The following is an 11,384-nucleotide window of genomic DNA, read 5'->3' as shown; positions in this document are numbered from 1 at the left end:
GGAAACGGACAACCAGTCAGACCAATGGCAAGATACCTCATGGTTTTCATCATCATCATCGCCGTGCTGGCCATCGTGGTCGGCTATGTCCGCCTCGCGCCCAGCGATCCCGCCGTCTGGCACGACATGCCGGATGTCACCCGTGACACCGACATGGCCAACGGCGTCGAACGGGTGGTGCCCACCGGCCCCGAAGGCCTGGCCCGGCTGGCCGAGGTGGCGCTGGCCACGCCGCGCACCGTGCTTTTGGCCGGATCGGTGGGCGAGGGGATGATGACCTTCATCACCCGGTCCAAGTTTTGGGGCTTTCCCGACTACACCACGGCGAAGCAGGACGGCGACACGCTGCTGATCTACGCACGCCAGCGCTTCGGGTCGTCAGATCTTGGCGTCAACAAGGCCAGGGTCGACGGGTGGATCGCCCGGCTTTGATATCGGCTTTGACATCGGTGCGGTCAGCCGCGCGGTGGTGCAGCCGTCCTGCACCTTGCGCCACATCGGTACGTTCAGCGACATCTGGCATTGCGCGGTAAAGATCGTGCCGTCGACATGCAGGCAGATCATCTCGCCCAGCTCGATCCGGCCACCGCTTTGATCGGTGCAATAGCAATCGATCTTCTTGCCGCCCGGCCCGGTCACGTCGGCGGCCAGGGGCCCCGCGACAAGCACGCCAAGCAGGATCGCACATGAAATCTTCATGACGGAACGCTACCACGGGCGAGCCCTTGACCAAAGCCCGGCGATGGCACAGAGAACGTCAATGATCCCGGAAGAACGTCTTGAACAGATTTCCCAGCGGTTCCAGTATCTCGAGGCCGCCATGGCCGACGGGTCCGGCGATATCGTCGAAATGGCCCGCGAGTATTCCGAGCTGAAGCCCGTGGTCGAACAGATCACCCTGTGGCGCGGGCTGCGCGAAGACCTGGAAGAGGCCGAGGCGCTGCTGGACGATCCCGACATGAAGGCGCTCGCCGAGGAAGAGCTGCCGATCCTGCGCGCGAAGCTGCCGAAGCTTGAAAAGGCGTTGCAGGTGGCCCTTCTGCCGAAGGACGCCGCCGACGCGCGGCCCGCCATGCTGGAAATCCGGCCGGGCACCGGCGGGGACGAGGCCGCGCTGTTCGCCGCGGATCTGCTGCGCATGTATCAACGCTATGCCGACGCGCATGGCTGGACCTTCGAGATCATTGACGAACAGGCGACCGAGCTGGGCGGGATCAAGGAAATGACCGCCCATGTGAAGGGCGAGGGGGTCTTTGCCCGGCTGAAGTTCGAAAGCGGCGTGCACCGGGTGCAGCGCGTGCCGTCGACCGAAAGCGGCGGGCGCATCCATACCTCGGCCGCGACCGTCGCGGTCCTGCCCGAGGCGCAGGCCGTGGATATCGACATCGCCCCCGCGGACATCCGGATCGACACGATGCGCGCCTCCGGCGCCGGCGGGCAGCACGTGAACACAACCGACAGCGCCGTGCGGATCACCCATATTCCCACCGGGATCGTCGTCACCAGCTCCGAGAAATCGCAGCATCGCAACCGCGAGCTGGCGATGCAGGTGCTGCGCGCGCGGCTTTATGACCGGGAACGCCAGCGGCTGGCCTCCGAACGCTCCGCCGACCGGGCGGCGCAGGTGGGCACCGGGGACCGGTCGGAACGGATTCGGACCTACAATTTCCCGCAGGGCCGGATGACGGACCATCGCATCAACCTGACGCTCTACAAGCTTGACCAGGTGATGGGCGGCGACCTGGACGAGGTGATCGACGCGCTGATCGCCGACGACCAGGCGCGGCGCATGGCGGAGATGGGCACATGACCACGGCCGCCGAAGCCATGGCCACCGCCACCGCGCGGCTGCGCGCCGCCGGCGTGCAGGATCCGGCGCGCGATGCCCGGCTGCTGCTGGCCCATGCTGCCCGGATCGAAGCCGCGCGCGTCACCCTGATCGCCCCCGAGGACCTGGAGCCCGAAATCGCCGAGCGCTACGACCGGCTGATCGCCCTGCGCTCGGTCCGGGTGCCGGTGTCGCACCTGGTGGGCGAACGCGCCTTCTACGGCCGCCGCTTCAAGATCAGCCGCGACGTGCTGGATCCGCGCCCCGAGACCGAGGCGCTGATCGAGGCGGCGCTGGCCGAACCCTATGACAAGGTGCTGGATCTCGGGACCGGGTCGGGCTGTATCCTGGTCACGCTGCTGGCCGAACGCCCCGCGTCGCGCGGCATGGGCGTGGACCTGAGCGAGGCCGCCTGCCTGCAGGCCAGCGCCAACGCGGTGCTGCACCGCGTGCAGGAACGCGCGCGGATCGTCGTGTCGGACTGGTTTTCCCATGTCGACGGGCGCTTTGACCTGATCGTGTCGAATCCGCCCTATATCGCGCGGTCGGAAATGTCCGATCTGGCGCCCGAGGTGCGCGACCACGAACCCGGCATGGCGCTGACCGATGGCGGCGACGGGCTTGGGGCCTACCGCGCGATCTGCGCCGATGCGGCCGGACACCTGGCCGTCGGCGGCCGCCTGATCATGGAAATCGGCCCGACCCAGGGAGAGTCGGTGGCCGAGATCTGTCTCGACGCCGGTTTCGGAGAGGTCGAGATCCTGCCCGACCTCGACGGGCGCGACCGGGTGATCCGGGCCTGCGGCCTGGGCTGAATGCCCCCAAGCGCGACCCTGCAAGCCTGCGTGCCGCGAAGACTGCGCCGCAGTCCCGGCCCGGAAACCCCGCGACTCCGTCGAAACAATCACGCCCGTTGCCGGGAATTGAGCGGCCTTTTGGGGCCAGTTTACCCGAGGTCGACACCGGAAAATACGCCGATTTGAAAGGAAAAGGCCGGATTGTGGCCATGGGGGACTTGTTTCGGCCGCCGGGACATGCTTAGTCGGGGATGTTGCTGCGCTGGATGCTTCCTACGCTCCCGCGCAACGCCAAGCCAACAAGTCGTCGACCTGGAACACTCAGAGCGCGCGAGGCGCGAAGCGGGTCGACACACGGTAGAAAAAAATTGACAGCATATAGATGAGATCGTCCAAATCACGTTCGCGGTCAAAATCCAGCCGCAACCGTCCTTCTGGCGGGAACGTTGTCAACCGCGTGTTCGACAGCTCGGGCCCCGAAGGCAAGGTGCGCGGCACCCCGCAACAGATCATAGAGAAATACAACCAGCTTGCCCGCGATGCCCAGCTGGGTAATGACCGCGTTGCTGCCGAGAACTTTCAGCAGCACGCCGAGCATTACCTGCGCTTGCTGAGCGAAGCGCAGCGCGAGCAGGACCAGCGCCGGGAAGAGCAGGAGCGGCAGAACCGCGAACGCCAGGCCGAACGCGACCGGGAACGCGCCGAGCGCCAGGAACGGGATTCCAACGGCTCGGGCGGGCGGTCCTCCGCCCCCGCGTCGTCCGACCCGGCCGAGGCGCCGCAGCCCGATGTCATCGACGTGATGTCGTCCCAGGACGACACCGCCGATGCGGACAGCGGGCTTGTGGAAACCCCGGAAAGCGCACCGAAAAAGACCTCGAGCCGGTCCAAATCCTCGGGCACGCGCAGCACCAGCACGCGCAAGAAACCCACGGCGAAGAAGGCCGAGGGCGACAGCGGCGAGACCAAGTCGGACGATAAATCCGACAAGGCCGAGGCGAAGCCCGCGACGAGATCCCGCTCGCGCTCCAGCGCGGCGAAAAATGCCGGGTCGAAGGATGCGGGCGCCGACAATGGCTCTTCGTCCGAGACGCCGGGCGACGACCAGGCACCGCCAAGCACGGCCGCGGCGGGCTGACGCCCGTCGTGCGACCGGCGCCAGACCAAGGCCCCGCCCCGGGATCCGGGCGCGGGGCTTTGTCATTTCAGGGGAATGGGCGCTGATGTCCGGCGTCAGCCTCAGCCGACCCGGTCAGCCCGCGGCCACGGCGCGTGCAAGGGCGCAGAAGGCCTCCAGAGACACGGTTTCGGCGCGGTCCGTGGGTTTGATCCCCGCGGCCATCAACCGGTCCTCGATATCCGGGGCCACCCCTTTCAGCGCCGCGCGCAGCATCTTGCGCCGCTGGTTGAAGGCGGCGGCCACCACGCGCGACAGCACCTGCGGGTCGGCCGGAAAGCGCGGTTCGGGCAGGGCCGTGACATGGATCACCGCGCTGGACACCTTGGGCGGCGGGGTGAAGGCGCCGGGCGGCAGCGACAGCACGATCCGCGCCTCGGACCGCCATTGCGACAGGATCGCAAGCCGCCCGTAGGCCTTCGATCCCGGCGCCGCCACGATCCGTTCCGCCACCTCGCGCTGAAACATCAGCGTCAGGCTTTGCCAGTAGGGCGGCCAGTCCTTCGGCGTCAGCCAGCGCACCAGCAGCTCGGTCCCGACATTGTAGGGCAGGTTGGCCGCCACGCGGATCGGCGGGGTCAGGTGCTGCAGCGGGTCGATCTCCAGCGCATCGCCCTGCAGGATCTCCAGCCGGCCGGGATAGGCGGCGGCGATCTCTTCCAGAGCAGGCAGGCAGCGGCTGTCCTTCTCGACCGCAACGACCCGGCGTGCCCCTTCGGACAACAGCCCGCGGGTCAGCCCGCCGGGGCCGGGGCCGATCTCAAGTACGTCGCATTCCGAAAGATCCCCGGCCTGCCGCGCGATCTTGGCCGTCAGGTTGAGGTCGAGAAGGAAGTTCTGCCCCAGCGATTTGCGGGCCGAGAGCCCGTGGCTGGCGATCACCTCGCGCAGGGGCGGCAGGCTGTCAATGGCGGTCATCCGCGGCCTCGCGGGCAACGCGGGCCGGTCATGTGCGCGACAGCCGGTCGGCCAGTTTCAGCGCCTCGACCAGGCTGGTCGGCGCGGCGATGCCCTGGCCCGCGATGTCATAGGCGGTGCCGTGATCGGGCGATGTGCGGATGAAGGGCAGCCCGAGGGTGACATTCACGCCCCGGTCGAAATCCAGCGTCTTGATCGGGATCAGCGCCTGGTCGTGGTACATGGCGATCGCCACGTCATAGCGCGCGCGGGCGGCGGCGTGGAACATCGTGTCGGCGGGATGCGGGCCGGTGACGGCATGACCCTCGGCCGCCATCTCCGCGATCAGCCCGGCGATCCAGTCGAGTTCCTCGTGCCCCATGGCCCCGCCTTCGCCGGCATGGGGGTTCAGCCCGGAGACCGCGATGCGGGGCGCGGGCAGGCCGAAACGGTCCTTCAGGTCGCGGGCGGTGATCTCGATCGTCTCGCGCAGGAGCGCGGGCGTCAGGGCGCGGGGGACGTCCGACAGGGCGATATGGATCGTGGCGGGCACGACGCGCAGGTCGGGACCGGCAAGCATCATCACCACGCGGTCCACCCCGGCGCGGGCGGCCAGGTATTCGGTGTGGCCCGGATGGGCAAAGGCGGCGCCGTCGATCAGCACCTTCTTGTTGATCGGCGCGGTGCAAAGCGCGCCGGCCGCGCCCGACATCACCAGGTCGACGGCGCGGTCCAGCACCTCGATCACCGCGGGCGCATTGGCCGGGTCGGGCTGGCCGGGCGTGGCCGGGGCGGGGAAGCGATGCGCGAGCACGGGCAGGGTGTCAGAGGCCACCGCCGCCGCCTCGGCCGGGGTGTCGATCAGGGTGACGGGCGTGCCTTCGGGCAGATGCGCCGGATCGCCGATCCAGGCAAAGGGCAGGTCGGCGCGCAGCTGGTCCCACGCCTTGGCCGCCAGTTCCGGCCCGATCCCCGCCGGATCGCCGCAGGACAGGACCGGAGGCAGCATGAGCGTCATTTGACCTCGATCAGCGCATTGGCCTCGAGCTGGTCGAGGAAAGAGGCGGCCAGCGCCTCGAGACGTTGCGCGGTCAGCGCGTTGGCCACGTCCTCGCGCGAGGCATCCTCGTTGGCCTGCGCCGTGCGGCCGCACAGCCGCAGCAGCACCAGCAAGGTGCCGTTGTTGCGGGTCAGCGCCAGCGAGGTCTCGCCCGGGTCGAGCTTGGCCAGTTCCATCGCAACGTCATCGGGGATCTGCGACGGCGGCAGGGACTCGCGGCGCAGCACATCGGGCGACTGGCCCTTGGCCACGCCGTAGAGATCATCGCAGGTGTCGGTCTCGTTCACGATGCGCTGGCCGGTGGCGAGCGCATCGGCGGTGCGGCCGCCGGGGATGAAATACATGGCGTAGTCGATGGCCGAATAGGTTGGCGCGCTGCCGGTGATCTCGGCCAGGTCGCGCAGCTGGAACAAGGCGATGGCGTTGGGCAGCTGCAGCGGCGGGGTCACGTCGCCGGGCGACAGCGACAGGATCGAGGACCGCAGCGCCGGCGGCAGCTCGTTCAGCGCGACCCAGTCCATGCGGCCGCCCTGATCCCGGGTGTTGGTGGCCGAGACTTCGCGCGCCTGGGCCGAGAAGGCGTCGAAGCTCTTGATCTGGGCGATTTCCTCGGCCCGGGCGCGGACGGCGGCCTGGTTGTTGGGCGTCAGCGGCATGATGATTTCCGACAGCAGCACCCGCAGGCCGCCCTGGCCCCCGGTGCCGAGCGCCCGGTCGATCTCGGCCTGGCTGGGGCGGGCCTGCGACAGGAAGCGGGCGCGCACCACGTCGCGCCAGACCAGCCCGACCTCGACGAAATCGCGGAAGGTTTCTTCGGAGACGCCGGCCTGCCCGATCTGGGCGATGAACTGGTCGGCCTGAAGGTCGGCGCGGGCGGCGAATTCCTCCATGCCCGCGCGCAGGTCCTCGGGCCCGACGGAAGCCCCGATCTCGGCCGCGGCCTGGAACTTCAGCCGGTCCTCGATCAGCTGTTCGCGGGCCAGCTCTTCGGGGTTTGCCGGGGCACCCAGAAGGCGCAGGAACTGGGCGCGCTGGTCCAGCTCGTAGTAGCTGATCACGTCGCCGTTCACGGTAATGGCCGGGGAAAACAGGCTTTGGGCGGTCAGGGCTGCGGGCGCCGCAAGCGCGGTCAGCGTGGCAAGGGCCAGCCCGCGCAGGGCTCTGATCGTTACGTCTGGCATTGGGATGGGTATCTTTCTGCTCCGTCCGCGGTTCCGAACCCGCGTAGCGAGATGGTAAAGCCGAAAATCGTCGAGGGCTCAACCGTTGTCGAGGAAGTGTACCGGCGGTCCACGGTCAGCTCGATCTCGACGCATTCGTTTCGGTAGCCCAGTCCGATACCGGCATTCGTCGGGCGGGTGTCGTTGATGTCATAGCGCCAATTGGCCGAGGCGGTCCAGTGCCGGTCGATATCGTAGGCCCCGTCGAGGAAGACCTCGTGCGCGTCCCTCACGCGCCCCTCCATCGGATCGGCGTCCAGCCAGAGGTAGCTGCCGGCCAGCGCGCTGCGCTGCGTGACCCAGGCGCCGATCACCTCGGCCTTGGTGAACTCGAACTCGTCATCGAAGAGCGTCCGCGCCGACAGGATCAGGTCGTCGCCATACAGAAGCTGCCCGGCGACCAGGAAATCCGACCGCGTCCCCGACAGCCCCGAGGAGCTGGAGAAATCGACGTTCTCGTAGTCGCGGATCACGTGGCCGAAGCTGGCATAGGCCCCCCAGCCGGTGTCGCGCGGCGTCCGGGTCCAGTTCAGGCCATAGGCCAGTACCAGCCCGTCCTCGCGCCGGTCGGCGGCCGGGAACCGTGACAGGGCCAGCAGGTTGCCCTCGTCGAATTCCACCAGGTTGCTTTCGTCGTTCGGCACCGGATCGCCGCTGACGTCGGACCAGGCCAGCTGCACCACCGGCTCGATGATCTGGCTGGCCCGCGCCGTGGCTTTCATCACCGGGTAGCTCAGCGTCACGGCGGTCTGCGGCGTCACCACCGAGGCGGTGTCGCCCGCCGTGCTGTCCTGCTGGATGCCGAAGGCGTCGCCCGAGATGCCCAGACGGAAATCGGACCGCAGCCCGGAGGGCAGTATGTAGCTGCGCAGGTACATCAGCTCGGCGGTGGTTCGCGTCATGTCGCGGCCCAGGATATCGGCGTTCGAATCGCGGGTATGGCTGTGCCCCACCAGCGAGGCGCGCATTTCTCCGCCCAGCCAGGACGGGTAGAACCGTTTCTGATAACGCAGGTCCAGCACGTTGGTCGGCAGGAACGAGTCGTTCTCGCTGTCCCGCAGCGAGTTGAAGTTCACCGCCGTGGCGCCGAAGAACGTGGTACGGGTGCTGCGCGACAGCTCGATTTCGCGCCGGAGACGGTCGGCATCGGAGATCCCGTAGTCCTTCAGGTAGGCATCGTCCGAAGACGCGTCGAAATCGAAGGTCAGCCGAAAGCGGTTGCGCAGCTCGAATGAGCCATAGCCGAAGAGATAGCCGCGAAATTCGCCCGGAAGCAGGTCGTCCCGGGTCACCGCGCCCTCGAATTCCATGTCGCCGTTCCAGAACGCCTGCCGATAGCGGAAGTCCAGCGTCCGCGTGCCGGGCGACCAGTAGGGTGTCAGCGTCAGGTCGGCACTGTCTCCGATCGGGATGAAATACGGCACCTTCACCCCGGTTCCCAGCTGCGAGGTGGTCTGGATCTCGGGGATCAGGAAGCCGCGTGCGCGGCGCAGGGTCGGATCCGGCAGGCGCAGGCGGGGCAGGTAGAAGATCGGCACCGACAGCACCCGCAGCTGCGCATCCTCGAAGTAAAGCTGCCGCTCCTGCTCGTCGTGGATCACCTTGCGGGCGCGGATCGACCAAAGAGGCGGCCGGCCGTCGTCGCAGACATGGCACGAGGTCACGGCGGTCTTGAACAGCTGCGTGTAGCGCCCGCCGGCCCGTGTCATCTGGGTCGAGGCCAGCTGCACCTGTTCGTTGAAGACCAGCCGCGCGCCGGTCAGCAGCCCGCTTTCCAGCCGGTCGTCCAGCTCGGCGGCCGAGGCCAGCACGACGCTGCCGTCCGCGTCCTCGATCCGGATCGGCCCGTCGATCGTCAGCTGCCCCGAGGCCTGGTCGTAGACGATGCGCTCGGCGGTCAGCCGGGTCTCGCCCTGGAAGGCCTCCACCCGGCCCTCGGCCACCAGTTTGCGGTCGGCCGTGACATAGACCGAATCCGCGACAAGGATCGCCGGACCCTCGCCCATGGGCACCTGAGCCGCCGCCGGCCCCGGCGCCAGCCACAGCGCGGCCAGCAGGGCCAGTGTGGCCGCGCCTCTCATCCGTCCTCCGCGTGCAGCAGAAGGCCAAGCGCCAGCAGGATCGAGGCCACCGGCGGCGCCCAGGCGGCCATGGCCACCGGGATCTGGCCGTTCTCGCCGAGGATCTCGGCGAAGTTGCGGATGAAATAGAGGCCGAAGCCCAGCAGCACGGCGGCCAGCACCGCGAAACCGGTGCCACCAAAGCGCACGTGCCGCATGGTGAAGGCCGCGCCGATCAGCACCATCGAGATCAGGAACAGCGGCCGCGACAGCTCGGATTGATACCAGACGCGGTGGCGCAGCGTGGAAAAGCCGGCCTGGTCCAGCTGCCGGATCGTGCCGGGCAGGTCCCAGACCGAGATGTTCATGCGCCCGCCGATGGTTTCCCGGATACGTTCGGGTGTCAGCGAGGAGGGCAGGCGCCAGGTCTCGGCCGTTTCGGCCATGGCCTCGGGGTTGCCCTCCACCGTCAGGTTCCAGATCTTCACGTTCTCAAGTGTCCAGCCGTCGTTTTCCAGCGTGGCGGCCTCGGCCTCGATCCGCTGCGAGGGGCCACCCCCGGGGGCATAGCTCAGAACGGTGACGTCGAAAATGCGGGAATCCTCGGGAACGTAGCCGGCGGCATGAATAACCGATTGTCCGTCGGCGCCCCCTTGCCGAAGCCAGAGCCCTTCGCCCGAAAGCGACGCGGACGCGGCCGCGGCCTCGCCCGAGCGGTAGATTTCGGCCACCCTCTGGTAGTGGTTCATCGTCGAAGCCACGATGGGGTTCAGCATCGCCACCGACAACAGCCCCAGGATCATCGAGACAATGACCGGCGCCAGCAGCGCCCGCAGGCCGGAGCGGCCTGTCGCCCGGGTGACCACCAGTTCCGAGCTGCGGGCCAGCCCGATGAACAGCGACACGGTCGCCAGGATCGTGATCAGCGGCAGGATCGTCGACATCGCGGCGGGGATGTTGAGGCTGACAAGGTAGAGGATTTTTGTCAGCCCGATGTCGCTGTTGCTGAAGCGGCGGATCTGCTCGATCAGCTCGATCAGGAACATCAGCGTCAGGAAGACCACCATGATGATCCCCATCTGCAGCAGGAACCGGCGGGCGAAGTAGCGGTCGAGTATCATGCTGCCACTCCGGGGCTTTTGCGGGACAGGCGTCCGGCACGGCCGGAGATATACAAAAACACCGCCGACAGTCCCAGCGCCAGCCCCGGCGGCAGGTAGAGCAGGGGCCAGATTGCCGGGTTGGCCTCGACCGGGGGCGACACGGTGCCGCGCAATGTTTCCAGCAGCACCAGCAGGAAAAAGGCGCCCACCATTTGCCGCCAGAGCCCGAAGCGCGAAAAGCCGCCCAGCAGCAGTGTCGAGAAGCCCAGCATCGCCACCGCCAGGCAGTTCAGCGGCCGGGTAAAGCGCACGTGCAGCTCTTCGGTCAGCGTGCCCATGCTTATGCCTTCCTCGGCCGAGATCCTGTCGCGCGATGTCAGCAGCTCCAGCGTCGGGATCGCCCTGTGGCTGCGCGCCCCGGCCACGCCAGACGGCATCAAGGCGCTGATGTCATACGAGAAATCCTCGAAGTAGGTGATGGACAGCGCCTGCCGCTCGGTTTCCAGCCCCTGGGCCATGCCATCCACCATGATCAGCCGTGCGCCGCCATCTTCCCGGACCAGGAACGCGCGGGCAGCGGTGAACAGCATCGTCTGTTCCGGATCGCGCCGGTCCGACAGGAAGACGTCGTTCAGCGCCCCGTCCAGTCCGATTTCGCGGATGTAAAATGTCACACCGTCGGTCGGATGCAGGAAGGTCCCCTCGGTCAGCAGCCGCGCGGCGATGTTCTGCGAAATCTCCGCTTCGCGCACGCTCAGCCGGCTGGTCGAGGCGGGCAGCAGGAAATTCGTCAGCACCGCCATCATGAGCGCCACACTGGCGCCGAACCAGAAGGCGGGCCGCGCCATCTGCCAGGGGCTGGCGCCGGTGGCCTTCATCACCGTCAGCTCGCTTTCGTTGCTGAGCCGATTCGTGAAGTAGAGCACCGCGGCGAAAGCCGCCATGGGCAGGATCATCCGGATCAGCCGAGGCAGCGCCAGTGCGGTGAATTCAAGGAAGACGAGGGCGTTCTGGCCGTCACCGACAAGCACGTCGAACAGGATCACCGCCTGGTTCAGCCAGAAGACGGCCACCAGAATCAGCGAGAAGAACCCGAAGAACAGCAGGTATTGTGACAGAACGTAGCGGTCGAATTTTGACAATGCCTTCCCCTTGGGGCCTTCATGCCGCCAAATCCTAGTCCAATTGCCCTGACGCGAAAACTGCTCTCTGGTCAAGAAGCGGGGCACAGGCTAGGTCAGA

Annotated in this window: 11 protein-coding genes; 4 read left to right on the top strand and 7 right to left on the bottom strand. The window is 67.5% G+C overall.

What is annotated here, in order from left to right; genetic code table 11:
- Positions 1-39 precede the first annotated feature (39 nt).
- Entirely contained in the window at positions 40-432 is a 393-nt protein-coding gene (locus tag ATO3_RS03760; protein WP_088648437.1) for a DUF1499 domain-containing protein, read from the top strand.
- Here ATO3_RS03760 and ATO3_RS03755 read toward each other — a convergent pair.
- The gene (locus ATO3_RS03755) at positions 379-699 is read right to left on the bottom strand and encodes a hypothetical protein (protein WP_088648436.1); all 321 of its coding nucleotides are present in this window, start codon (positions 697-699) and stop codon (positions 379-381) included. The genes ATO3_RS03760 and ATO3_RS03755 overlap by 54 nt on opposite strands.
- A 61-nt stretch (positions 700-760) precedes the next feature.
- Between ATO3_RS03755 and prfA the strand changes: the two genes are divergently transcribed.
- The 3 genes from prfA to ATO3_RS03740 all read left to right on the top strand — a co-directional run bounded on the left by prfA (position 761) and on the right by ATO3_RS03740 (position 3,763).
- A complete protein-coding gene (prfA, locus tag ATO3_RS03750) occupies positions 761-1,810 on the top strand; it encodes a peptide chain release factor 1 (RefSeq protein WP_088648435.1) in 1,050 nt (349 codons plus the stop codon).
- Entirely contained in the window at positions 1,807-2,643 is an 837-nt protein-coding gene (gene prmC / locus ATO3_RS03745) for a peptide chain release factor N(5)-glutamine methyltransferase (RefSeq protein ID WP_233152016.1), read from the top strand. Before prfA ends, prmC begins: the two co-directional genes overlap by 4 nt.
- A 364-nt stretch (positions 2,644-3,007) precedes the next feature.
- On the top strand, positions 3,008-3,763 hold the full coding sequence (locus ATO3_RS03740) for a DUF4167 domain-containing protein (protein WP_088648434.1): 756 nt from the start codon (positions 3,008-3,010) through the stop codon (positions 3,761-3,763).
- Between the two features lie 114 nt (positions 3,764-3,877).
- Here ATO3_RS03740 and rsmA read toward each other — a convergent pair whose 3' ends face one another.
- Genes rsmA through lptF form a run of 6 tightly spaced genes read right to left on the bottom strand, consistent with a single transcriptional unit; the run spans position 3,878 to position 11,284 of the window.
- Positions 3,878-4,720, bottom strand: coding sequence for a 16S rRNA (adenine(1518)-N(6)/adenine(1519)-N(6))-dimethyltransferase RsmA (gene rsmA / locus ATO3_RS03735; protein WP_088648433.1), 843 nt, complete (start codon positions 4,718-4,720; stop codon positions 3,878-3,880).
- 28 nt (positions 4,721-4,748) lie between these two features.
- Positions 4,749-5,717: a 4-hydroxythreonine-4-phosphate dehydrogenase PdxA gene (gene pdxA, locus ATO3_RS03730; protein ID WP_088648432.1), complete on the bottom strand. Its 969-nt coding sequence runs from the start codon at positions 5,715-5,717 to the stop codon at positions 4,749-4,751.
- A complete protein-coding gene (locus ATO3_RS03725) occupies positions 5,714-6,940 on the bottom strand; it encodes a peptidylprolyl isomerase (RefSeq protein WP_088648431.1) in 1,227 nt (408 codons plus the stop codon). Before ATO3_RS03725 ends, pdxA begins: the two co-directional genes overlap by 4 nt.
- Positions 6,928-9,060 (bottom strand): LPS-assembly protein LptD, encoded by a 2,133-nt coding sequence (locus tag ATO3_RS03720; RefSeq protein ID WP_088648430.1) that lies wholly within the window; start codon positions 9,058-9,060, stop codon positions 6,928-6,930. The genes ATO3_RS03725 and ATO3_RS03720 overlap by 13 nt, the downstream gene beginning before the upstream one ends.
- Positions 9,057-10,160 (bottom strand): LPS export ABC transporter permease LptG, encoded by a 1,104-nt coding sequence (lptG, locus tag ATO3_RS03715; RefSeq protein WP_088648429.1) that lies wholly within the window; start codon positions 10,158-10,160, stop codon positions 9,057-9,059. Before lptG ends, ATO3_RS03720 begins: the two co-directional genes overlap by 4 nt.
- Positions 10,157-11,284, bottom strand: a complete 1,128-nt coding sequence (gene lptF / locus ATO3_RS03710) for an LPS export ABC transporter permease LptF (protein ID WP_088648428.1) — start codon at positions 11,282-11,284, stop codon at positions 10,157-10,159. Before lptF ends, lptG begins: the two co-directional genes overlap by 4 nt.
- Positions 11,285-11,384 lie beyond the last annotated feature (100 nt).

The sequence above is a fragment of the Marinibacterium profundimaris genome (genome assembly GCF_002210095.1).
Classification (GTDB): domain Bacteria; phylum Pseudomonadota; class Alphaproteobacteria; order Rhodobacterales; family Rhodobacteraceae; genus Marinibacterium; species Marinibacterium profundimaris.
Note: the sequence above shows the minus strand (reverse complement) of the source record. Positions and strands in the feature narration are given on the sequence as shown.

What these genes read in the sequence shown, in the direction of transcription:
- ATO3_RS03760 (WP_088648437.1), top strand. Translation starts at nt 40, where the DNA reads ATGGTTTTCATCATCATCATCGCCGTGCTGGCCATCGTGGTCGGCTAT.
- ATO3_RS03755 (WP_088648436.1), bottom strand. Translation starts at nt 699, where the DNA reads ATGAAGATTTCATGTGCGATCCTGCTTGGCGTGCTTGTCGCGGGGCCC.
- prfA (WP_088648435.1), top strand. Translation starts at nt 761, where the DNA reads ATGATCCCGGAAGAACGTCTTGAACAGATTTCCCAGCGGTTCCAGTAT.
- prmC (WP_233152016.1), top strand. Translation starts at nt 1,807, where the DNA reads ATGACCACGGCCGCCGAAGCCATGGCCACCGCCACCGCGCGGCTGCGC.
- ATO3_RS03740 (WP_088648434.1), top strand. Translation starts at nt 3,008, where the DNA reads ATGAGATCGTCCAAATCACGTTCGCGGTCAAAATCCAGCCGCAACCGT.
- rsmA (WP_088648433.1), bottom strand. Translation starts at nt 4,720, where the DNA reads ATGACCGCCATTGACAGCCTGCCGCCCCTGCGCGAGGTGATCGCCAGC.
- pdxA (WP_088648432.1), bottom strand. Translation starts at nt 5,717, where the DNA reads ATGACGCTCATGCTGCCTCCGGTCCTGTCCTGCGGCGATCCGGCGGGG.
- ATO3_RS03725 (WP_088648431.1), bottom strand. Translation starts at nt 6,940, where the DNA reads ATGCCAGACGTAACGATCAGAGCCCTGCGCGGGCTGGCCCTTGCCACG.
- ATO3_RS03720 (WP_088648430.1), bottom strand. Translation starts at nt 9,060, where the DNA reads ATGAGAGGCGCGGCCACACTGGCCCTGCTGGCCGCGCTGTGGCTGGCG.
- lptG (WP_088648429.1), bottom strand. Translation starts at nt 10,160, where the DNA reads ATGATACTCGACCGCTACTTCGCCCGCCGGTTCCTGCTGCAGATGGGG.